Source organism: Chryseobacterium cheonjiense (assembly GCF_012927265.1).
GTDB lineage: Bacteria > Bacteroidota > Bacteroidia > Flavobacteriales > Weeksellaceae > Chryseobacterium > Chryseobacterium cheonjiense.
This window is the reverse complement of sequence record NZ_JABBGF010000001.1, coordinates 1773812-1795335: the sequence shown is the minus strand read 5'-3', so window position 1 is coordinate 1795335 and position 21524 is coordinate 1773812. Positions and strand designations below refer to the sequence as shown.

Genomic DNA, 21524 nt, shown 5'->3' with positions numbered 1-21524 from the left:
AAACAAAGTTTTTTTTATAATTTTGCTCAACTATTTCATAATAAATAAGCAAGAGCTCAACACATGAAAGAATTTTCTAAAGAGGTATACCTGAAGTGGTATGAAGATATGACAATGTGGAGAAGGTTTGAAGACAAATGCCGTTCTCTTTATCTAAAGCAAAAAATCAGAGGTTTTTTACATTTGTACAATGGTCAGGAAGCGATCCCTGCCGGATTTACACATGCAATGGATTTAACCAAAGACAGTATGATCACTGCTTACAGATGCCACATCCATCCGATGGCGATGGGAGTAGATCCTAAAAGAATTATGGCCGAACTTTGTGGTAAAGCTACGGGAACATCCGGAGGTATGGGTGGATCTATGCACATCTTCAGCAAAGAACACAGGTTTTACGGAGGTCACGGTATCGTAGGTGGTCAGATTCCTTTGGGTGCCGGTATTGCTTTTGCAGATCAGTATTTTGACAGAAAAGCGGTAAATATCTGCTTCTTTGGAGACGGAGCGGCTAGACAGGGTTCATTACATGAAACGTTTAACATGGCGATGAACTGGAAACTTCCTGTGGTTTTCGTTGTAGAAAATAACCAGTACGCAATGGGAACTTCCGTAAAAAGAACTGCCAATCACGAAGACATCTATAAATTAGGTCTGGGATATGAAATGCCATGCCTTGCGGTAGACGCAATGGATCCTGAAAAAGTAGCTGAAGCTGCCTATGAGGCAATCGAAAGAGCAAGAAGAGGAGACGGGCCTACTTTCATTGAAGCAAGAACGTACCGATACAGAGGCCACTCTATGTCTGATGCAGAGCCTTACAGATCTAAAGAAGAAGTGGCAATCCACAAAAATGATGACCCTATTGAATTGATCAAACAGAGAATTCTTGCGAACAACTGGGCTACCGAGGAAGAATTGGAAGCAACAGATAACAAATCGAGAGATTTTGTGGAAGAGTGTATCGAATTCATGGAGAACTCACCATATCCGGATGCAGAAAAAATCTACGAGTATGTGTATGCTCAGGAAGATTATCCGTTCTTAGATAAATTAGAAAACTAAAAGATAATAAGTCAATTTTGAAAGTTTGAAAATTTGAAAATGATTTATTATCATATCTTTTTTAATTTTCAAATTAACAAATTACCAAATTTTCAAATTAAAATAAATTATGGCAGAAGTAATTACAATGCCACGTCTTTCCGATACAATGACGGAAGGTAAGGTGGCTAAATGGCATAAAAAAGTAGGAGATAAAGTAAAGGAAGGAGATATTTTAGCAGAAATTGAAACTGATAAAGCCGTTCAGGATTTTGAATCTGAAGTAGAAGGAACCCTTTTATATGTAGGAGTAGAAGAAGGCGGAGCTGCTGCTGTAGATTCCGTACTTGCAATTATTGGTAATGAAGGAGAAGATATCTCAGGATTAACCGGTGGTGAAGCTCCTAAGTCTGGTGATTCTGAAGAGAAAAAAACGGATGAAGACCATAAAACCGAAAACAATGCAACCAGTATAGAACAAGCTGATGCTGAGGTTCCAGCAGGAGTGGAAGTGATTACAATGCCAAGACTTTCCGATACAATGACGGAAGGGAAAGTGGCCAAGTGGCATAAAAATGTCGGCGATACCGTAAAAGAAGGAGATCTTCTTGCTGAGATCGAAACCGATAAAGCCGTTCAGGATTTTGAATCCGAATTCAATGGAGTATTGTTGAAGCAAGGTGTTGAAGAAGGAGGTGCTGCGCCTGTTGATTCGGTATTAGCGATCATCGGACCAGAAGGAACAGATGTTTCAGCAGTTGGTGCTCCGAAGGCTGCTACTGCATCATCAGAAAAACCTGCTGAACAGAAACCTGAAGCTAAAGAAGAAGAAAAAGCTGCTGCTGCCAATACTTCATCTACAGACAGAGTAGCCATTTCTCCGCTAGCAAAGAAAATGGCTCAAGAAAAGGGAGTAGATATCAACAGCATTCAGGGTTCAGGAGAAAACGGAAGAATCGTTAAAAAAGATATTGAAAATTACCAGCCTTCTGCTTCTAAGCCAAGTGCTTCAGCTCCTGCTGCAAGTTCAGCTGCGGCTCAGGTAGCATTAAGCTTTGTACAAGGTGAAGATACGGAAACTCCGAATTCACAGGTAAGAAACGTTATCGCGAAACGTCTTTCTGAAAGCAAGTTCACAGCTCCTCACTATTATCTGATGGTGGAGATTAACATGGACAAGGCAATCGAAGCAAGAAAAGAAATCAACTCTTTACCGGATACCAAAATCTCTTTTAATGATATGATCATCAAAGCGACTGCGGTTGCATTGAGAAAACATCCGCAGGTAAATTCAAGCTGGGCAGGTGACAAGATCATTCACAGAGGAAACATCAATGTGGGTGTAGCGGTTGCAATTCCGGACGGACTGGTAGTTCCTGTTCTTAAGAATACAGACCAGATGAACTATACCCAGATTTCTGCTGCAGTAAAAGATATGGCTGCGAGAGCGAAAAACAAAGGTCTTAAAGCAAACGAAATGGAAGGTTCTACATTCTCTATTTCCAACCTGGGAATGTTCGGAATCGAAACGTTTACAAGCATCATCAACCAGCCGAATTCAGCTATCCTTTCCGTAGGAGCTATTATTGAGAAACCAGTTGTGAAAAACGGACAGATCGTAGTAGGAAATATTATGAAGCTTTCATTGGCTTGTGACCACAGAGTGGTAGATGGCGCTACAGGCGCTCAGTTCTTACAGACATTAAAAACATATCTTGAAAATCCTTTAACATTGTTACTGTAATTCAGGAAAATTTTAAATAATTAGAAAGCTTACCAGTATTTTTGGTAAGCTTTTTATTTTTAAGCTAATTTTAATGACTATCTGTAAATTTTAGAATGATGATTGCTATATTTAATTTATGAAGCTGGGTAAAATAACATTAGACAAACAAAATATTTTTCTTTTATTACTGATCATAATGGTTGCAGCCGGAAAGCTAATTCCTTTCAAAGACGAGTATAATCTGTATTTTAATTTATCAGGATTTATAGATTGGGGAATAGCCGCAATTTTTTTACTGTATGGTTTAAAACTGAACATAAAAGAAATCGTAAAGGATATTTCCAACTGGAAGCTGCATCTGCTGATACAGTGCGGAACTTTTATTATATTTCCGTTGCTTGTTTTTTTGTTTTATGGATTTGCAAAAGATACTGACTATTATATCACTTGGCTTTCCATATTTTTTCTTGCGTGTCTTCCGTCCACCGTATCATCATCGGTTGTTATGGTTTCCATTGCTAAAGGAAATGTTACTTCGGCCATATTTAATGCATCAATTTCAGGAATTATAGGAATTGCAATGACGCCTTTGCTAATGAGCCTTTTCATTCAGCCCGGACAGGAAAATATGGATAACTCTGAAATTATTCAGCAATTATTACTCAAAGTTTTGTTGCCGATCATTCTGGGTCTGCTTTTAAATCCATTACTGAAAAACTGGGTAACCAGATACAGTAAGATCATTGCAGAATTTGATAAAATGATTATTCTTTTAATTGTTTATGAAAGTTTTTCAGAAGCTTTTACCCAAAATGTTTTTGCATCGGTAGCGCCAACAGTTTTTATCATCATCGCCGCAAGTGTGGTTATCTTATTTTTTTCAGTATACGAAATCCTGAAACTGATTTCTAAAAAACTGCTTTTTAATAGAGAAGATGTTATAACGACAACCTTTTGTGGATCAAAGAAATCTTTGGTTCACGGAAGTCTTTTTGTAATGGTTCTCGGAATTGCGGAAGATCAAAAAGTGTTGTTCCTGTTGCCCGTCATGATCTATCACAGTTTTCAGCTGTTTTATGTAAGCTGGCTTGCGAACAGAATTGAAAAAAGATCTCAGCTCAAGGAAATATAAACATAATAAAATTCCTCTTTATTGCTGTTCAGATTTCAAATCAAATCACTATTTTTGGATTATGATTAAAGCAAGAAATATCCATAAATCTTATGGGAATTTAGAAGTATTAAAAGGGGTTGATATTCATATCAAAATGGGTGAGGTTGTTTCAATTGTGGGCGAATCAGGAGCTGGAAAGTCTACGCTTTTACAGATTCTGGGAACGCTGGACCAGCCTACAACGTCATCAAAATATGATACGGAGATTACCATTGCCGGAGAATCTTTCATAAATATGAATGATAAACAGCTTTCTAAATTCAGAAACCAGAATATTGGTTTTGTATTTCAGTTTCACCAGCTTCTTCCGGAGTTTACTGCCCTGGAAAATGTGCTTTTGCCGACAAAAATTGCTGGTGCCAACGAGAAGGAAGCCATGGAGAAAGCGTATGCTTTATTTGAAGATCTTAAAATAGAGCAGAGACTGCATCACAAGCCCAATCAGCTTTCGGGAGGTGAAGCTCAGAGAGTCGCTGTTGCCAGAGCTTTAATCAATTCTCCGAAGATTATTTTTGCCGATGAACCCACGGGAAATCTCGATTCTAAAAATGCGGATGATCTTCACCGGTTGTTCTTTGATCTTAGGGATAAATATAATCAGACCTTTGTAATTGTTACGCATAACCCGAATCTGGCAGAGATCACCGACCGGAAATTAATAATGAAAGACGGAATGATTATCGAATAAAAGTTCCGCAAATGATGAAAACCTTTATTTTTTTACTATTATTCTTAATGTCTTGCTCAAAATTTGAATCCCAGAATTCAGATAAATATGCGTATTTGCCGGCATCAAGAATTTCAGAACTTAAAAATTTCATCAAAGGGAAAAATTACAATCAGGATCTTGCTGTTTTTATCAATTTTAAAATCCCTTCAGGCAAATACCGCTATTTTGTGTACGATCTGAAGAATGATAAAATTTTGCAGAAAGCCATTGTTGCGCACGGTGACGGATCTGTCGTAAAAAATTCTTCTTCGCTGCAATTCAGTAATGTTGATGGCTCTCATCAATCTTCTTTAGGAAAATATGAAATACGCGAAAGTTACAACGGGAAATTCGGAAAGGCTTACCGTCTGAACGGTTTGGATAAAACCAACAGCAATGCAAGAGCAAGAGCTATTGTACTGCATTCTTACTACTGTATTCCGGATAAGGAGTCTGCAGCCCCTGCCTGCTTGAGTTTCGGATGTCCCATGCTTTCAAAAAATGCATTTAATGAAACTTCAAAATTTATCGATCGGTCAGAAAAAACAATAATTTTATATACATTTTATTAAAACTAAATAATTCATGAAAAACATTTCTATTCTTGCTGCATCATTATTAATGGTGATATCTTGCCAAAAAAAAGAACTTCAGAAAGAAAACCTATCACTCAGCCTTCCTAAAGGTTTTGAGCAGACCTTGATCTATACATCATCTACGGAAGGCAATAATAACGGAGGTATGAATGATGCTACAGAAATAAAATTCAGAGTAGATTCTGTAGACAAAAGTTCCAATTATTATATTACAGGAGAAATCATGAGAATGACTTTTAACCAAAAAATGTTTGGGGAAGAAATTCATTTTGACTCAAGAGAAACATCTGATAACGATGACGGAATGGGAGAGGAATTTAAAACAATGATCAATAATCCGTTTACGTTCAAAATAGATAAATTCGGTAATATTCTTGAAAAGCAGAAATTTACCAAAGAAAGTGCAGATGAAAGTGCTTTAAGCCAATACAATATTATTCCGTTTGCCTTTCCGAGAGAAACGGTGGAAGAAGGCTTTACCTGGAAAGTTGATACTTCCAATCCTTTCACGAAATCTATTATGCCTGTTACAAGCAGTTTTACGTATAAAGGTACGAAAGATAACAAGGTTGAATTTGCCATCAATTCAACGATGAAGGGTGTGGAAGGAGTGATGGAAGATACCGATATTAAGGGAAAATATGTTTTCGACAGCAAAACAAAGGCTTTGATTTCTGCGGAAAGAAACATGCCGGTTCAGATGGGCGGCGGTACCGCAACGTTTACCATTACTCCGAAAATTCAGGGTTTTTAATTAATCATTTTATCATGTCCATTAAATTTTTAGCTGAAGACGACAGACCCCGGGAAAAATTTTTGCTGAAAGGCAGAAGCTCACTTTCCGATTCCGAACTGCTGGCCATCATCATGGGCAGCGGAAACAGGGACGAAACAGCAGTAGAGCTGGCAAGAAGGATTCTGGCCTCCGTGAATAACAACTGGAATCAGCTCAGTCTGCTATCAGTTAAGGATTTAATGAAATTTAAAGGTGTGGGAGAAGTAAAAGCCATCTCCATTGCTACTGCCCTGGAAATCGGCAGAAGAAGAGCGGGGCAGGAAGTTCCAGAAAAAGCTGTCATTTCGAGCAGCAGAACGGCTTACGAAATTTTCAGAAACCATTTATCGGATTTACGGACAGAAGAATTCTGGGCAATTTTTCTGAACAGGAGCAATAAAGTAATTCATTTCACACAATTGACACAAGGCGGTATCAATCAGTCTATTGTAGACGTCAGGGTTTTATTTAAAACAGCTCTGGATCACTTTTCAACGGGAATTATCATTGCCCATAACCATCCTTCGGGAAGTCTGCAGCCGAGCCGAGAAGATATTGAGATTACCAAAAAAATAAAAATTGCCGGTGAAACACTCAATATCCAGCTTCTGGACCATCTTATCATTACTCAGAATTCTTATTTTAGCTTTTCAGACGACGGATTATTATGATGAAAAGACTTAAATATCATGAAATTGATTTCCAAAAATATTCAAAATGCCTGGAAAATTCTGCACAACAAAACTGGTATGCAAAAAAAGAAGTTTTGGATGAGCTCTCGGGAAACTGGGAGATTCTCGTGTATGAAGATTATAAAGCCGTTTTACCGGTTCCTTTGAAAAAGAAGTTTGGGATCAATTTTGTCATTATGCCGCTTTTCTGCCAGCAATTGGGCGTCTTTTCAGAGAAGGATGATATTGAGATTAATAATCAGTTTTTACAGTTCCTGAAAAAAAATTATAAAGTCTTTTTGTATTCTTTTAATCATCACAATTCATTTTCAGAGCATTTAGATAAAAAAAAGAACTATACGATTCCTGTTTCTGATTACGTGATCTTAAGAAGAAAAAAATATTTCAAAGGCAGAAAATCAACGGCAAAATGCGCGCAGCATCTCATTTATAAAGAGATTGAACTGAATGTGGAACACATTTCCTTTGTTGAAAAACATTTTAAAGGCCTTAAAAAAGAAACCGATATTAAGAAGTTTAAAGACTATCTGAAGTTTCTTCATCACAGCAATTCACTGAAACTTTGTGCTGCTTATCTGGAAGAGAAGCTGATCAATGTCGCTGTTTTAGTAGATGAAAACAGCAAGCTTTCTTTATTAGGACTAATAAATGATGAAACCTATAAAACAGAAAACGGTCCTTCATTTTTAATCGATAAAATCCTGAATCATTACATTCATGAGAAAGAATTTAATTTTATGGGGAGCAATATTCGGGGAATAGAAGTTTTTTTCAAAAGCTTTGGAGGTGAGCTTCAGGAATATCCTTATCTGCAAAGTAAAATTTTAAAGAAACTTTCTTAAAATTATTCAGAATATATTTAATTTTCATTAAATACGATTTATGACAATCATATAGATGAAAATTAAAATATTAACAGCAATTGGAAAACAAATATTCCCGATTTGTTCTGCAGGAAATCAGGCAGAAAAGAATCGGGAATACTTATATCATTTTCAATGATAAATTCAGAAAATATCACTAATTTTGCTACCTCAATTATGGCTAGTTTTTCAGGATATTTACCTTATGCATTTGCATTGATTATTGCAATACCTTTTCTGGTGTTGCTGAGACAATTCGTATTTACATACATCAGGCTTAAAGAGCAGGAAATCAAACTTCTCACCGTAAAGTCGAACAGCGGAAACAAGGCACAGTCGTATGAAAGAATGACGCTCTTTATGGAGAGGATAAAGCCATCCAATCTTATTCAGCGTTTTGATAAAGACCTTGCTGTTCATGAATTCATCTTCCTTACAGAGAAAAACATTAATGAAGAATTTGATTATAATGCTTCCCAACAGCTTTACATTACCAAAAATTCCTGGAAGAATATTGTTGATTCCAAAAATGCCATCATAGAACTTCTTCACAAAACTTATAGTGAAATCAGCGGAAATGCTACGCTCGATGAGTTCAAGACCATTTTTATCATGAATTTTATAAACGGCGAAGATTATATTTCTGCCACAATAGAAGACCTGAGAAGAGAAATTTTAATAATAAGTTAACTAAAAAAATAAATTAAATTAAATAATGATTCCAAATTTTAAAGCACATCCATGGCACGGTATTTCTGCAGGAGAAGATGCGCCAAATGTTGTCAATGTTTTCGTGGAGATCGTTCCTTCTGATACCATTAAATATGAAGTAGATAAAGAAACAGGATTTTTGAAAGTAGACAGGCCTCAGAAATTCTCCAACATTATTCCGGCATTATATGGTTTTGTTCCAAGAACATACTGTGATGCTGCCGTTATGAATTTAGCTGTTGAAAGAGGAGCAACTGATGTTACTATGGGAGACCATGATCCGCTTGATATCTGTGTTTTAAGTTCACACAATATTCATGCAGGAGGTCTTTTGATGGAAGCTATTCCAATCGGTGGTTTCAAAATGATCGACGGAGGAGAGGCTGACGATAAAATCGTTGCTGTAATGATCGGTGACCACGCTTTCGGACATTTCAGAGATATTTCAGAATTGCCTGAAGCAGAAGTGAAACGATTAATGCACTATTTCTTAACCTACAAAAACCTACCGGATGAGCCTGCAAAATGCAGAATCCAGGAAGTATACGGAGCGGAGCACGCTAAAAAAGTGATCAAGGCTTCCCAGGAAGATTATGCAAACAAATACGGAGGGTAATAATAACTCCATCTGATATAAGGATAAACGAGATTGTTTATCCTTTTTTATTTCCCGAATTTTATTTAGGAGCTATTTCCGGCTTTCGCTACTCGCTTTTTTGTTTCTGCGGCGCGGCTTAGCCGCGCCGCAGAAACAAAAAGAGCTCAAACATGCCGCTCAATCCGGGCTAAAGTGATCACTCAAAACAATTCACACAAGAGCTTAACCGTTTAAATTATTGGTTTTTAAAGAACTATGATATTTTTCATTAAATACATCAGAATAATTCATTATATTTAGTACTCTATTACCAAAAAAATATTAAACTATGGATCTGTTCTATTTAATTCCTGTTTTCGGTGTCGTTGCCTTACTGTATACTTTTATTCAAAGTAACTGGGTAACCAGGCAGAATGCGGGAAACGAGAAAATGAAAATAATCAGCGGACATATTGCTGACGGTGCAATGGCTTTTCTCAAGGCCGAGTACAAGATTTTAACCTATTTTGTAGTGATTGTAGCCATTCTTTTGGCGATAATGGGTTCCAGTAATGCCGATTCTCACTGGAGTATAGGCCTGGCCTTCGTTGTGGGAGCCGTATTTTCGGCACTTGCAGGCTTTATAGGGATGAAGATCGCTACAAAAGCCAATGTAAGAACTGCCGAAGCGGCAAGAACTTCACTTTCAAAAGCATTAAAAGTTTCTTTCACCGGAGGTTCGGTTATGGGAATGGGAGTTGCCGGTCTGGCTGTTCTTGGTCTGGGAACTTTGTTTTTGATTATCAAACAGATTTTTGCTCCTGACGCGCATGTAGATTCGCAAGAGATGGAAAGGACGATAGAAATCCTTACCGGTTTTTCGCTGGGTGCTGAATCTATTGCCTTATTTGCAAGAGTAGGTGGCGGTATTTATACTAAAGCAGCAGATGTTGGTGCTGACCTTGTCGGAAAGGTAGAAGCCGGAATTCCGGAAGATGATCCCAGAAACCCGGCAACTATTGCCGATAATGTAGGAGATAATGTAGGTGACGTTGCAGGAATGGGGGCCGACCTTTTCGGTTCTTATGTAGCGACGGTTTTAGCAACCATGGTATTGGGAAGAGAAACGATTTCCGAAGATTCGTTAGGAGGATTCGCACCGATTCTTCTACCAATGCTTATTGCCGGAACGGGAATTATTTTCTCTATCATAGGAACTTTATTTGTGAGAATAAATGATAACGATGATTCGTCTACATCAAACGTTCAGAATGCACTGAATTTAGGAAACTGGGGAAGTATTGTTATTACAGCCATTTCTTCCTATTTCTTAGTTAATTATATTTTACCTGATAAAATGGTTCTTCGAGGCCACGAATTCACTAAAATGGGTGTGTTCGGAGCTATCATGGTAGGGTTGGTTGTAGGAACCTTAATGAGCATCATTACGGAATATTATACAGCAATGGGCAAGAGACCGGTTTCCAGTATTGTGAGACAGTCTTCCACGGGTCATGCTACGAATATCATCGGAGGACTTTCTGTCGGTATGGAATCTACTTTATTACCGATTATTGTTTTAGCGGGAGGTATTTACGGTTCTTATCTTTGTGCCGGATTATACGGAGTTGCTATTGCAGCAGCAGGAATGATGGCTACTACAGCGATGCAGCTTGCCATTGATGCTTTCGGACCGATTGCCGATAATGCCGGAGGAATTGCCGAAATGAGCGAACTGCCAAAAGAAGTCCGTGAAAAAACAGATATTCTGGATGCCGTAGGAAATACAACGGCTGCCACAGGAAAAGGATTTGCAATCGCTTCAGCAGCTTTAACAGCTCTGGCATTATTTGCTGCTTTTGTAGGAATTGCAGGCATCGACGGAATTGATATTTACAGAGCCGATGTTCTTGCCGGTCTTTTTGTTGGCGGAATGATTCCGTTTATCTTCTCTTCTCTTGCGATTACTGCGGTAGGACAGGCAGCTATGGCGATGGTGGAAGAAGTGAGAAGACAGTTCCGGGAGATTCCGGGAATCCTTGAAGGGAAGGCCCAGCCCGAATACGAAAAATGTGTAGCTATTTCTACCGATGCTTCTATTAAAAAAATGATGCTTCCCGGAGCAATTGCCATCGTTTCACCTTTACTTATCGGCTTTATTTTCGGGCCTGAAGTATTGGGAGGATTTTTAGCTGGTGCAACGGTTTGCGGTGTGTTGATGGGAATGTTCCAGAATAATGCCGGAGGAGCCTGGGATAACGCCAAAAAATCTTTTGAAAAAGGAGTGAATATTAACGGGCAGACTTATTATAAAGGTTCTGATCCGCATAAAGCGTCTGTAACAGGTGATACCGTGGGAGACCCATTTAAAGACACTTCAGGACCTTCTATGAATATTTTAATTAAGCTGATGTCTATCGTTTCATTGGTTATTGCTCCTACATTGGCTGTTCTGCATAAAGATAAAATTGAAGCTAACAGAAAGGCAAAAATTGAAAGCTTAACGGGAACGAAAAGTTTTAACACTGCTTCAGGCAATACAGCTATGGTTGTGGCTCCTGCAGAAGTAAAAGGATACCTGAATGAAAACGGAGATTTTGTATACGATACAGGAGCATTGAAAGAAGTTCAGTTAAATGATGGTAAAAAAATTTCCATCGGAGAAAACAGTCAGTTATACACCATGTATAATCTGGTGAAAAGTAAAGATCAGGCTGTTTTGGATCCTAACAGATGGTTCACCATAGAAAATCTTTATTTTGAAACGGGATCAAGCGAATTGAAAACAGGTGCTGACGCGCAGCTTTTAAATCTTGTGGAAATACTTAATGCGTATCCGACGATGAGGGTAAAATTGGGTGGTTACACAGATAATTCAGGGAATGAAGCAAGCAACCTGAAACTTTCAAATCTGAGAGCACAGACGGCAAAACTGAAACTTCTGGAACTGGGAATTGCCGGTGACAGGATAGAAGCTGAAGGGTACGGAGCACAACATCCTGTTTGTGAAGCAAACGATACCGATGAATGTATGGCGAAGAACAGAAGAATAGATGTAAGAGTTTTAAGCCTCTAAAAATATTAAATAAATAAGCACTGCAAAAGCGGTGCTTTTTTATGACTGTTTTACCAATGGTAATTTCACCAAGATAATAACTTAAAGATTTTTTCGAAGATGCTCCAAAGCATTAATGATAAGCTCATCATTTTTAGCAAAGCTGAAACGCACATAATCCGAATTATTTTTTGAATTATAGAAAGCAGAGAGCGGAAGGCAGGCTACTCCTTTATCAACAGTAAGCCATTTGGAAAACTCTACATCGGTCATGGTCTTGGAGATATTTCTGAAATTAGCGACCTGGAAAACGGCACCTTCGGTGGTATGTTCAACCACAAAAGGCGTTTTTTTAATAAGATCATTAAATAGATCACGTTTTTCCTGCATAAGTATCTGGTTTTTACAAGGATCAAAAATATCAAGATATTTGGCTATTGCATACTGGCAGGGAGCATTGGCACTGTAAGAAATATATTGTTGGTGACATCTGAATTTTGCCGTAAGATCTTCTGATGATAAAAGATAACTCACTTTCCATCCTGTAGAATGAAACATTTTACCGAAAGAAAAAATGCAGAAGCATCTTTTCCGGAGTTCAGGATGAAGAAACGCGCTGTAATGCTCGGCTCCGTCGTAGCAGTATGTATCATAAATTTCCTCGGAAATAAGATATATTTCCCGGTCTTTTATCAATTCATAGAGCTGATTCCACTCATGTTGCGACCATACTTTTCCGGTAGGATTTTGTGGGGAGTTAACAATGATTGCCTTGGTTCTATCCGAAATACAGCTGCTTAATTTTTCCCAGTTGACTTTAAAATCACTGTCCAGATCATAATAAACGGGAGTTCCATGATTCAGAACAATCGAAGGGGCGTAAGTATAGTAGGACGGTTGAATTACAATCACTTCATCACCATGATTTACAATGCATTTAAGGGCGGTATATAATGTGAAAGTTGCACATGGGGTAATGGTAACTTCCTTCTCATTAAGGAAAATACTGTTGTTCCTTTTTGAATTATAGCGTATAATGCTTTCGATCAGCAAAGGACTTCCCGCAAGCGGTTCATAATGATGCGTGGAATAATCGGCTGCTTCTTTCAGAAACGCTTTCAGGCTTGGATCTATATCAAAATCGGCAAGACCCAGTGAAAGATCGAAGCTGTTATTTTTAACCGCCAGCTCAGACATTTCAGAAAAAAAGGAATAATGTGTAAATCCGTAAACTTTCTCCATATACTTTGCATTTAAATCAAATATAAGAAATTTACGCATGCGTAGGAATGTAAATAAATTTTGTTATTTTTAGAGAAATTAAATAAAAAAATGAGAAAACTATTAGTTCCTATATTTTCAGCAGTTGTATTGGTAAGCTGTGGAACTGCTAAAACTGTTTCTGATGTTTCTTCTTCTCAAAAGTCCCCGGTTGTGAAAGGTGACAAAGCCTTTCTTGCTGCTTATAAAGAGATTAATGCGGCTGACCTGAAGAAAAACCTATACGTTATTGCTTCCGACGAAATGGAAGGTCGTGACACAGGAAGTCCGGGACAGAAAAAAGCAGGAGAATATATGGTTAATTACTATAAAAACCTTGGAATTTCATTTCCTAAAGCACTTGGTTCCTACTATCAGAAAGTTCCTGCCGAATTCATGAAAGCACGGGGAGGATCAAATCTTCCTGACTCTGAAAATATTCTGGCATTTATTGAAGGATCTGAAAAACCTGACGAGATTGTTGTTGTTTCCGCACATTATGACCATGTCGGTACAAGAAATGGAGTAGTTTTCAATGGAGCAGATGATGACGGAAGCGGAACCGTGGGCGTAATGGAAATTGCCAAAGCTTTCCAGGCTGCAAAAAAAGCAGGAAACGGCCCTAAAAGATCGATCTTATTTCTCCATGTAACAGGAGAGGAACACGGCCTTTTCGGTTCGGAATATTATACGGACAACCCGGTATTCCCGCTTGCTAATACGGTTGTTGACCTTAATATTGATATGATCGGTCGCGATGATCCGGAGAATCGTGGGAAACAATATGTTTACGTGATCGGATCTGAAATGCTGAGTTCCCAGCTGAAAGTAATTAACGAAGAAGCTAATAAAAACACCAATAACCTGGAGCTGAATTACAAATATGATGATCCGAGTGATCCTCAGAGATTGTACTACCGATCTGACCATTATAATTTTGCTAAAAATAATGTCCCGGTTGCTTTTTTCTTCGACGGTATTCATGAAGATTATCATAAGCCAACTGACGACGTTGAAAAAATCGATTACGATCTGCTCGCAAAAAGAACCCAGCTTGTTTTTGCAACGGCGTGGGAAATTGCCAACAGGCCAGAACGAATCATCGTTGATAAAAAATAAATATTAATACTAATATAAAGGCAGATGGCTTAATGCAATTTGCCTTTTATTTCATCTTAATTTCAAATAATAATATATTATGAATCAGAATCTGAAATCTATTCGTCCTTTCGTAGGATCTGAAAATTTTGAAATCAGCAGAAGTTTTTATAAAGATCTTGGCTTTGAAGAAGTAATTTTAGAGCCGAAACTTTCTTTATTCAGATGGAAAGAGATTTCCTTTTATCTTCAGGATGCCTATGTAAAAGACTGGATCGACAATACCATGCTTTTCATCGAAGTAGAAAATACAGATGAGTTCTGGAATTATCTTCAGACATTAAATCTTACGGAAAAATATGGCGTCAAAATATTACCCGTGAAAACAATGCCATGGGGAAAAGAATGTTTCGTTCATGATCCATCCGGTGTTCTGTGGCATTTCGGTGAATTTTTTAACCAATAAACTCACCATAAATTAGTTTATTCTATTGCCTTTATAATGATTTACGCATTCGATACCTACTATTTCGAAAACTTTGCAAAAACAGTGTGTATTGCTTTTGAAGCATGGGATTCTGAAACAGAAACCGAAATTTTTACCGAAAAAACAACAGTTACCGCCGGTTATGAAAGCGGAGCTTTTTATAAAAGAGAGCTTCCGTGTATTTTAAGCCTTTTAAATAAAATTAATCTGAATGAGGGAGATATGATTATTGTTGACGGATACGTTACCTTAGATAACAAAGGGAAAATAGGATTGGGAGGACATTTATTTGAAGCGCTGGAAGGAAAAATTCCGGTGATAGGTATTGCAAAGAACGAATTCATTTCGTCGGACGATCAGAGAAGGACGGTATTTAGAGGAGAAAGTAAAACTCCGTTATTCGTTACAGCGATAGGAGTGTATGTGGATGAGGTTAAAGTAAAAGTAGAACAGATGCACGGAAATTTCAGAATTCCGACTCTCCTTAAAAAGCTGGATCAGCTTACGCGAATAGAATAATATTTGCACTGATAATTAGAAAGTGACAAATATCATTACGTTATTATTTTTACCTGTTCTAAATAAACATAAATTTGTAATGTTAGTTTTTAAGAGATAGTAGATTATTTCTTAATCATATCCATATCAATTTTTGTTTTAAACCGGCTCAACACGCCGGTTTTTTTAGCAACACTATAAAATTGTGGTCTCACCAAGAATCGAACTTGGATCTAAAGTTTAGGAAACTTCTATTCTATCCGTTGAACTATGAGACCTTGGTCCAAATTTATTGAAATATTTTTATTTAATAAAAGAATCCGCTCTTTAGGAACGGATTCAGTAGATAAAACATCTCATTTTTTTAATTAGACAACAATAAAAAAGCACAGCCGACAATGCTGTGCTTAAATTTTTATAAATTTAATTGCGATTTTAGAACTGAAAAAAGCAAAATATGTTTCCACTTCAGTAGTATTACATAGTAAATGTAGAAATAAAAATCATTATAAACAATAATTTAATGTTAAAATTCACAAGTTATCCACAAAAAAATGTGGATAAGTAGAAGCTACCTTTTAACCAAAATTTTATCGGTAGCTTTCCTGCTTAAAATTTCCTGTTTTCCGTCGACTTCTACAGTAACAGATTTATCAAAGCTTTCGATTTTTAAGATTTTTATTTTCTTATTGAGCAGTAAATTTCTTTCGGTAAGGTAATTGAGAAAGGAATCATCTGAAAGTGTTACAGAAGCAAAAATTACAGTTTCTCCTGGATCACAGGAACTTAGCTTCTGCAGATCCTGAGCTATGATATTTCCGTCTTTATCTGGGATTGGCTCACCATGAGGATCAAATTTCGGGTGATCAAGAATTTCATCCATCTTATCAAAAAATAGAGTAGAATGCACGTGCTCCAGCTGTTCGGCAATTTCGTGCACATTTTCCCAGCCGAAATTCATTTTTTTTACCAGAAACATTTCGGTCAGCCGATGTTTTCTAACGACCAGAGCGGCTTCGCGTCTTCCTTTTTCGGTAACGATGAGCGGCTTGTACGTTTCATAGATGACCCAGTTTTTGTCTGCAAACTTCTTCATCATATTGTTTACACTCGGCATTTTTACGGACAAAAACTTGCTGAGTTCGTTAATTGTCACTTTACTTTCACTGTCGACAAGGTGAAATAAAGCTTTCAGATAATTTTCTTCCGTAAGAGTTGCTTTCAAAATGTTAGATGATTTTAATTACAAATCTAACAAAATATTATTAATAATATATGTTCGTTGCTATTAGTTTTTTTAATTTTACATCATGAAATTTTCATTTAAAAACGACTATTCAGAAGGCTGTCATCCCAATATATTACAGGCTTTATTAACTTATAATGAAGATCAGCAGCCGGGTTATGGAGAAGATCAATATTCTGTTCGGGCTAAAAAGCTGATACAACAAAAAATTAACAACCCGCATTCTGATGTTTATTTTGTTTCGGGTGGAACACAGGCTAATCTGATTGTAATTTCTTCGATATTAAAACCTTATCAGTGTGTGGTTTCAGCATCCACAGGACATATTTTAAACAATGAAACCGGAGCCATCGAAGCAACAGGGCATAAAATCCTGGGAATAGAAAAGGAAGACGGAAAACTCACACCGGAAGACATTATTCCGGTACTGGAAAGCCATAAAAATGTTCCGCATCAGGTAATGCCAAAGTTGGTTTATCTCTCAAATTCTACAGAGCTGGGAACCGTTTATACGCTTGATGAGCTGGAAAAACTTTCAACCTTCTGTAAAGAAAATAATCTTTATATTTTTATGGACGGAGCAAGAATGGGACACGGGCTTACTGCCGAAACCACTGATCTTACTCTCGAAAAAGTCGCGCAACTTACTGATGTTTTTTACCTTGGAGGCACCAAAAACGGGGCGTTAATCGGGGAGGCTATTGTTATCAACAATAAAGAACTGCAGCAGGATTTTGCTTTTAATATCAAACAGAAAGGTGCCCTGCTCGCAAAAGGCAGACTTTTGGGAATTCAGTTTCTGGAACTGATGAAAGATGATCTGTATTTTGAGCTTGCCAGACACGCCAACAGACAGGCAATGAAAATTAAAAATGCGCTGAAGGAAAGGGGAGTACAGTTTCTTTCGGACACGTATACCAACCAGATTTTTCCTGTTTTGAGCAACAGTCTTATTGATAAACTTTCAGAAAAATTCGAGTTTTATGTATGGAAAAAAATGGATGATGATTTTTCAGCAATACGTCTCATTACTTCCTGGAATACTGCGGATCAACCGGTTGAGGAATTTATTGAGATTATTAACAATGAATTATAAAAAAAACAGCCTGTGAAAGGCTGTTTTCTTATTTTGTGATAGGATTTTATCCTATCCTTGGGTAAGTCCTCCTTTCAGGACTCCCTTGCTGAAGGTTTTTATTCTAAAGCTTTTGCTACAAGATTACAGTCTGCAATTTTTAGGACTCTTCCGCCGGCGTATTTGATTTTGCTTTCATTGGCATATTTTGTACCCGTTTCCGGATCTCTGTCCCCGATGCCTTCACTCAGGCCGTCTTTGGTCTGGAGGAAATAGATGTCATTTTTATTTCCTGTTTTACCCTCTGACGCAAATTCATAGGTAAGTTTCAGCGTGTCTCCGGATTTAAATCCTGACAATTCGCCCTTATTACTGTCTTTTTCACTGTTTTTTGTTGCCATTTTTCCGGTTATCGTTCCCAGATTATCATCAATACTTACAAAAACGGTATCTTTCCCGGTAATGCCCATATAGCAGAAAGATTTAGCGTTTAACGTATCGGCTGTTTTTGTTGACGTGACCGCAGTATCGGTCTGGGTTGTGTCGGCAGCAGGAGCCTCTGTTTTTTTACTGCAGTTTAATAAAAAAACCGACAGTGAACCTAATAAGATTAATTTTTTCATATCCCTTTTTATTTGAATTAAATTATTTCAATAATGCTAAAATAGCAATACTATTTTATTTCAAAATTAATTTGAAGTAAACAAATCAATTTGCAGTCCAACAACATTAAATATAAAAATTAAACTTTAAGACAACCTCTGAATCCTCTTGCAGCGTAATAAGAGTCGGCACCGTTATGATATAGGAAAACCGTGTCATATCTTCTGTCACAAAAAACAGCTCCGCCCATTTGCCTAATTTTTTCAGGGGTTTTGATCCAGCTTGAAGTTTTAAGGTCGAATTTTCCAAGCTCCTGAAGCTTACGGTATTGCTCTTCAGTCAATATTTCTATGCCTATTTCAGCAGCCTTATCAATAGCATTTCCTTCGGGTTTATTGGCTTTTCTGGCATTCCAGGCCTGATAATCGTAGCAAAGGCTTCTGCGTTTCGGACTTTCCGGAGAACAGTCGAAAAACAAATATTCACCTGTGGATTCATCGCGTCCTACAACATCGGGTTCGCCTTCTGTGGTTTCCATTTCAAACAAAGACCAAAGTTTTTTGGGATTTTTACGCAGTTTTTCTTCTATAGGATTCCATTCCAGATCCTTATGCAGGTTCATATTTTTTGTGAATCGTGTACGTAAAGTTTCCATTAGTGATTCTATTTGTTCTTCAGATAAAGTTTTTATAGCCATTTTGTTTTTATTAAAGAATTATTTAAAATTTATCACTTTAAAGTGATTTATATAATGATCTTATTTTAATATTAATTTACGGAAGATAATACAATTTCCTGTAATCTGTTGTGAGCCATATTAATCCCCTGGGCAAATGGCAGCTTAAGCAACTGATCTCTGGTTTCTACCGATTTATAAATCGTCTGAATAGTGATTTTACTTTTATCATCTGAAATTTTTTCAAATGTTAAAAATTCAATCTGTGCCGGAAATGGGGTATTTTCCATTTGAAAAGTTCTGACAATTATCTGTTCCGGCATAATATCGTGAATCGTTCCATGTGCTTTAAAGACAACATCTCCGTTGTTGTTTCTGGTTTCAAACTGATAACTGCCATGCTGCTTGTTTTCCAATTTTAACACATTAGTTCCCATCCACTGAGCGATGATTTCAGCGTCTGTATAGGCCTTAAATAGAAGTTCTAAAGGAATATCAAATTCCCTGGTAATAAAAATTTCCTGTCTGCCGTCTTCGGCGGTGATTTTTGTTTTGAGTTCCATATTATTTTTGTTTATAGTTTTTCATAATATTTTCAAGCTTATTGAAGCGTTCGTCCCACATTTTACGGAATGGTTCGATAAAGTCCGCAATTTCTTTCATTTTACCGGCGTTGAGATGATAAAGGATTTCACGGCCGTTTTGTTCAGGCTTCAAAAGTTCGCATTCAGAAAGGATCTGAAGGTGTTTAGAAACGGTGGGTCTTGCCGTATCAAAATTGGAAGCGATTGCGCCGGCTGTCATCGATTGAGTAGCCAGCAGCATCAGAATTGATCTGCGGGTTGGATCTGCAATGGCCTGAAATACATCACGTCTTAAATTCATGTGTAGTTATTTGGCTACAAATATATATGAAGTTATTTGACTACACAAATTTGTTACGATAAAAATTAAAATATGCTCATTATAAAAAGTCCTATAATTTATATTATGTTAAATAGAGTGTATTTCTGATTTTACTGAATATTATCTTAATAGATGATTTTGAAGCTTATGTATCTGCTTTTAAAGTAAATAAGACAGCCGTTACAGCTGTCTTATTATTTATTCTGTGAAATGATCTTTGGAAATAATTTCTATACAATAATTTATAATATTAAATTTAGTACAATTTATATTGTATAGTCTGTGATTTATTCAACCACACCAATTCTTGCTTTTACAGGAATATTATAAGTATTTAAACTTGGAGTCTGTCCGTGGAAATCAAAATTAATATTTACTCCCGGCCGGAATATCAGACAATGCGTTGATCCTCCGAAATGAAATGTACCTGTCGGATCTCCTTTTTTTACATAATCTCCTGGTTTAACAGTAATTTCACAGCTGGAAACTTCAGCCATTCCGATAGCTACAAAGCACATAAGACCAATTTTTTCATTATCAGACTGAATAAAGATTAATGCGCGTGCAGCCAGTTCAGCAATATATCCCTGAGAATCATTCGGTCCTGCAGGATCATATCCTTCAGCAGGTGCTTCAGAATAATAGGTACCGGGAACATTTTGAACTGCTACCACTCTCCCATCTACCGGACTGTTCCAGCGATGATATGTTTTTGCGCACAGAAAGGCCTGATAAACAGTACTGTTATCACCAAATTCCTGAGCAAGTTCATGATTATCCATAATATCCAGAAGTGAATACGGTTGCCCTTTCATCCAGAATTTATCTTTCATCATGGCATTGGTAACACAGTTATACGGTGCTGATTCGCAGGCATTCACAATCACGGAAGGATCCTGATCTTCTGCACTGACTTCACGAACGCCGGGATTAAATTCCCGGGTGAAAAAATCATCCCAGCTTTTATAACCGAAGTACGGCTGATCCGGCTGACACTGATAATTATAAATAAAATTTTTAAGCGCATCGTACGGGTCATTTCCCTGACCTCTCAGTGGGTCCATGCTGGCAATGGCTTCCAGGGCCTCTGGGGAAAACCACCCTACAGGATTGGTATAGTCGGGCTGCGGTTGGTCGACGGGACCATCTACCAATACATAACAAGAATCCGGAGAGCTGAGAAAGTTTTTCCATTCATTCAGGATGATCTGCAGTTTTTCATTGACCAGAGAATTGGTAAAGGTAAGATATCCTCCTTCTGTTCCCATAGCCCAGTCCAGAATAGCATTGATAGGAAATCCTACCAACCCTATTTTGTCTTCAATCTGGCTATAGCAAGGTCCCTCCTGAAGAATCTGATTCATGATCTGGAGCATGGTTTCAAAGTTTTTTACCTGATCATTATAACCCTGAGGAACCTGGTCATACATACTGGTAAAGCCCATATAGAGCACGGCATCATTATAAATTGCATTTCTTAGATCTTCAATAGCAGGATTTAACGGAAGCGGATTTGCCTGTACCTGAGCCACTTTTTTTTCGATCCAGCGATTCAGGAAATTTCTGTCGGATGGAAGCCATTTTCCAACCCTGTACTTTACGTGATTCATAAAAAGGTGTTTTTCTCCTTACTCGTAAGGCTTTTCAGGATGCGCCCCGTTTGAAATGGTTTCTGGTCTCCATGGTTATTAGTCTTTGTAAAGATACCACAGAAATGAGTATATGATCAACCGTAATTTTACTTAAAATACAG

At 37.5% G+C, this 21524-nt stretch carries 22 protein-coding genes and 1 tRNA gene; 15 read left to right on the top strand and 8 right to left on the bottom strand.

What is annotated here, in order from left to right:
* The first annotated feature begins 63 nt into the window (after positions 1–63).
* The 11 genes from pdhA (at position 64) to HHL20_RS08035 (ending at position 11943) form a co-directional block, all read left to right on the top strand.
* Entirely contained in the window at positions 64–1065 is a 1002-nt protein-coding gene (gene pdhA / locus HHL20_RS08085; RefSeq protein ID WP_169230637.1) for a pyruvate dehydrogenase (acetyl-transferring) E1 component subunit alpha, read from the top strand.
* Between the two features lie 109 nt (positions 1066–1174).
* Positions 1175–2788, top strand: coding sequence for a pyruvate dehydrogenase complex dihydrolipoamide acetyltransferase (locus HHL20_RS08080; protein WP_169230636.1), 1614 nt, complete (start codon positions 1175–1177; stop codon positions 2786–2788).
* A 118-nt stretch (positions 2789–2906) separates the two neighbouring features.
* Entirely contained in the window at positions 2907–3902 is a 996-nt protein-coding gene (locus HHL20_RS08075; RefSeq protein WP_169230635.1) for a bile acid:sodium symporter, read from the top strand.
* Between the two features lie 61 nt (positions 3903–3963).
* Positions 3964–4632, top strand: a complete 669-nt coding sequence (locus tag HHL20_RS08070; RefSeq protein ID WP_169230634.1) for an ABC transporter ATP-binding protein — start codon at positions 3964–3966, stop codon at positions 4630–4632.
* Between the two features lie 11 nt (positions 4633–4643).
* On the top strand, positions 4644–5225 hold the full coding sequence (locus HHL20_RS08065) for a murein L,D-transpeptidase catalytic domain-containing protein (RefSeq protein WP_169230633.1): 582 nt from the start codon (positions 4644–4646) through the stop codon (positions 5223–5225).
* A 13-nt stretch (positions 5226–5238) separates the two neighbouring features.
* A complete protein-coding gene (locus tag HHL20_RS08060) occupies positions 5239–6003 on the top strand; it encodes a DUF6263 family protein (RefSeq protein ID WP_169230632.1) in 765 nt (254 codons plus the stop codon).
* Between the two features lie 14 nt (positions 6004–6017).
* Complete coding sequence (gene radC, locus HHL20_RS08055; RefSeq protein WP_169230631.1) at positions 6018–6695, top strand: RadC family protein; 678 nt, start codon at positions 6018–6020, stop codon at positions 6693–6695.
* On the top strand, positions 6692–7558 hold the full coding sequence (locus tag HHL20_RS08050; RefSeq protein WP_169230630.1) for a hypothetical protein: 867 nt from the start codon (positions 6692–6694) through the stop codon (positions 7556–7558). Before radC ends, HHL20_RS08050 begins: the two co-directional genes overlap by 4 nt.
* Positions 7559–7756: 198 nt before the next feature.
* Positions 7757–8269 (top strand): DUF7935 family protein, encoded by a 513-nt coding sequence (locus tag HHL20_RS08045; protein ID WP_169231151.1) that lies wholly within the window; start codon positions 7757–7759, stop codon positions 8267–8269.
* Positions 8270–8294: 25 nt separating this feature from the next.
* A complete protein-coding gene (locus HHL20_RS08040) occupies positions 8295–8906 on the top strand; it encodes an inorganic pyrophosphatase (protein WP_169230629.1) in 612 nt (203 codons plus the stop codon).
* A 310-nt stretch (positions 8907–9216) separates the two neighbouring features.
* Positions 9217–11943, top strand: a complete 2727-nt coding sequence (locus HHL20_RS08035) for a sodium-translocating pyrophosphatase (RefSeq protein ID WP_169230628.1) — start codon at positions 9217–9219, stop codon at positions 11941–11943.
* Between the two features lie 81 nt (positions 11944–12024).
* Here HHL20_RS08035 and HHL20_RS08030 read toward each other — a convergent pair whose 3' ends face one another.
* Entirely contained in the window at positions 12025–13164 is a 1140-nt protein-coding gene (locus tag HHL20_RS08030; protein WP_169230627.1) for an aminotransferase class I/II-fold pyridoxal phosphate-dependent enzyme, read from the bottom strand.
* A gap of 90 nt (positions 13165–13254) precedes the next feature.
* Between HHL20_RS08030 and HHL20_RS08025 the strand changes: the two genes are divergently transcribed.
* The 3 genes from HHL20_RS08025 to HHL20_RS08015 all read left to right on the top strand — a co-directional run bounded on the left by HHL20_RS08025 (position 13255) and on the right by HHL20_RS08015 (position 15286).
* Positions 13255–14301, top strand: coding sequence for a M28 family metallopeptidase (locus HHL20_RS08025; RefSeq protein ID WP_169230626.1), 1047 nt, complete (start codon positions 13255–13257; stop codon positions 14299–14301).
* 79 nt (positions 14302–14380) lie between these two features.
* Complete coding sequence (locus HHL20_RS08020) at positions 14381–14746, top strand: VOC family protein (RefSeq protein ID WP_169230625.1); 366 nt, start codon at positions 14381–14383, stop codon at positions 14744–14746.
* 36 nt (positions 14747–14782) lie between these two features.
* Entirely contained in the window at positions 14783–15286 is a 504-nt protein-coding gene (locus HHL20_RS08015; RefSeq protein WP_169230624.1) for an endonuclease V, read from the top strand.
* 185 nt (positions 15287–15471) lie between these two features.
* Here HHL20_RS08015 and HHL20_RS08010 read toward each other — a convergent pair.
* Both HHL20_RS08010 and HHL20_RS08005 read right to left on the bottom strand, forming a co-directional pair.
* Positions 15472–15543 (bottom strand) — tRNA-Arg (locus HHL20_RS08010).
* 293 nt (positions 15544–15836) lie between these two features.
* The gene (locus HHL20_RS08005) at positions 15837–16490 is read right to left on the bottom strand and encodes a metal-dependent transcriptional regulator (protein WP_169230623.1); all 654 of its coding nucleotides are present in this window, start codon (positions 16488–16490) and stop codon (positions 15837–15839) included.
* 85 nt (positions 16491–16575) lie between these two features.
* Here HHL20_RS08005 and HHL20_RS08000 point away from each other — a divergent pair, with 85 nt between their 5' ends.
* Complete coding sequence (locus HHL20_RS08000; RefSeq protein WP_169230622.1) at positions 16576–17607, top strand: threonine aldolase family protein; 1032 nt, start codon at positions 16576–16578, stop codon at positions 17605–17607.
* Positions 17608–17705: 98 nt separating this feature from the next.
* Here the strand turns inward: HHL20_RS08000 and HHL20_RS07995 are convergent, their stop codons facing one another.
* The 5 genes from HHL20_RS07995 to HHL20_RS07975 all read right to left on the bottom strand — a co-directional run bounded on the left by HHL20_RS07995 (position 17706) and on the right by HHL20_RS07975 (position 21381).
* Positions 17706–18209, bottom strand: coding sequence for a hypothetical protein (locus HHL20_RS07995; RefSeq protein WP_169230621.1), 504 nt, complete (start codon positions 18207–18209; stop codon positions 17706–17708).
* Positions 18210–18328: 119 nt separating this feature from the next.
* On the bottom strand, positions 18329–18844 hold the full coding sequence (locus HHL20_RS07990; RefSeq protein ID WP_262888422.1) for a DUF4256 domain-containing protein: 516 nt from the start codon (positions 18842–18844) through the stop codon (positions 18329–18331).
* Positions 18845–18957: 113 nt separating this feature from the next.
* A complete protein-coding gene (locus HHL20_RS07985) occupies positions 18958–19428 on the bottom strand; it encodes an SRPBCC domain-containing protein (RefSeq protein WP_169230619.1) in 471 nt (156 codons plus the stop codon).
* A 1-nt stretch (position 19429) separates the two neighbouring features.
* On the bottom strand, positions 19430–19750 hold the full coding sequence (locus HHL20_RS07980) for an ArsR/SmtB family transcription factor (protein WP_169230618.1): 321 nt from the start codon (positions 19748–19750) through the stop codon (positions 19430–19432).
* Positions 19751–20058: 308 nt separating this feature from the next.
* Positions 20059–21381, bottom strand: a complete 1323-nt coding sequence (locus HHL20_RS07975) for a phosphatidylserine decarboxylase family protein (protein ID WP_169230617.1) — start codon at positions 21379–21381, stop codon at positions 20059–20061.
* Between the last annotated feature and the right edge of the window lie 143 nt (positions 21382–21524).

Coding starts and splice junctions, on each gene's coding strand:
- pdhA (WP_169230637.1), top strand. CDS start 64: ATGAAAGAATTTTCTAAAGAGGTATACCTGAAGTGGTATGAAGATATG.
- HHL20_RS08080 (WP_169230636.1), top strand. CDS start 1,175: ATGGCAGAAGTAATTACAATGCCACGTCTTTCCGATACAATGACGGAA.
- HHL20_RS08075 (WP_169230635.1), top strand. CDS start 2,907: ATGAAGCTGGGTAAAATAACATTAGACAAACAAAATATTTTTCTTTTA.
- HHL20_RS08070 (WP_169230634.1), top strand. CDS start 3,964: ATGATTAAAGCAAGAAATATCCATAAATCTTATGGGAATTTAGAAGTA.
- HHL20_RS08065 (WP_169230633.1), top strand. CDS start 4,644: ATGATGAAAACCTTTATTTTTTTACTATTATTCTTAATGTCTTGCTCA.
- HHL20_RS08060 (WP_169230632.1), top strand. CDS start 5,239: ATGAAAAACATTTCTATTCTTGCTGCATCATTATTAATGGTGATATCT.
- radC (WP_169230631.1), top strand. CDS start 6,018: ATGTCCATTAAATTTTTAGCTGAAGACGACAGACCCCGGGAAAAATTT.
- HHL20_RS08050 (WP_169230630.1), top strand. CDS start 6,692: ATGATGAAAAGACTTAAATATCATGAAATTGATTTCCAAAAATATTCA.
- HHL20_RS08045 (WP_169231151.1), top strand. CDS start 7,757: ATGGCTAGTTTTTCAGGATATTTACCTTATGCATTTGCATTGATTATT.
- HHL20_RS08040 (WP_169230629.1), top strand. CDS start 8,295: ATGATTCCAAATTTTAAAGCACATCCATGGCACGGTATTTCTGCAGGA.
- HHL20_RS08035 (WP_169230628.1), top strand. CDS start 9,217: ATGGATCTGTTCTATTTAATTCCTGTTTTCGGTGTCGTTGCCTTACTG.
- HHL20_RS08030 (WP_169230627.1), bottom strand. CDS start 13,164: ATGGAGAAAGTTTACGGATTTACACATTATTCCTTTTTTTCTGAAATG.
- HHL20_RS08025 (WP_169230626.1), top strand. CDS start 13,255: ATGAGAAAACTATTAGTTCCTATATTTTCAGCAGTTGTATTGGTAAGC.
- HHL20_RS08020 (WP_169230625.1), top strand. CDS start 14,381: ATGAATCAGAATCTGAAATCTATTCGTCCTTTCGTAGGATCTGAAAAT.
- HHL20_RS08015 (WP_169230624.1), top strand. CDS start 14,783: ATGATTTACGCATTCGATACCTACTATTTCGAAAACTTTGCAAAAACA.
- HHL20_RS08000 (WP_169230622.1), top strand. CDS start 16,576: ATGAAATTTTCATTTAAAAACGACTATTCAGAAGGCTGTCATCCCAAT.
- HHL20_RS07995 (WP_169230621.1), bottom strand. CDS start 18,209: ATGAAAAAATTAATCTTATTAGGTTCACTGTCGGTTTTTTTATTAAAC.
- HHL20_RS07990 (WP_262888422.1), bottom strand. CDS start 18,844: ATGGAAACTTTACGTACACGATTCACAAAAAATATGAACCTGCATAAG.
- HHL20_RS07985 (WP_169230619.1), bottom strand. CDS start 19,428: ATGGAACTCAAAACAAAAATCACCGCCGAAGACGGCAGACAGGAAATT.
- HHL20_RS07980 (WP_169230618.1), bottom strand. CDS start 19,750: ATGAATTTAAGACGTGATGTATTTCAGGCCATTGCAGATCCAACCCGC.
- HHL20_RS07975 (WP_169230617.1), bottom strand. CDS start 21,381: ATGAATCACGTAAAGTACAGGGTTGGAAAATGGCTTCCATCCGACAGA.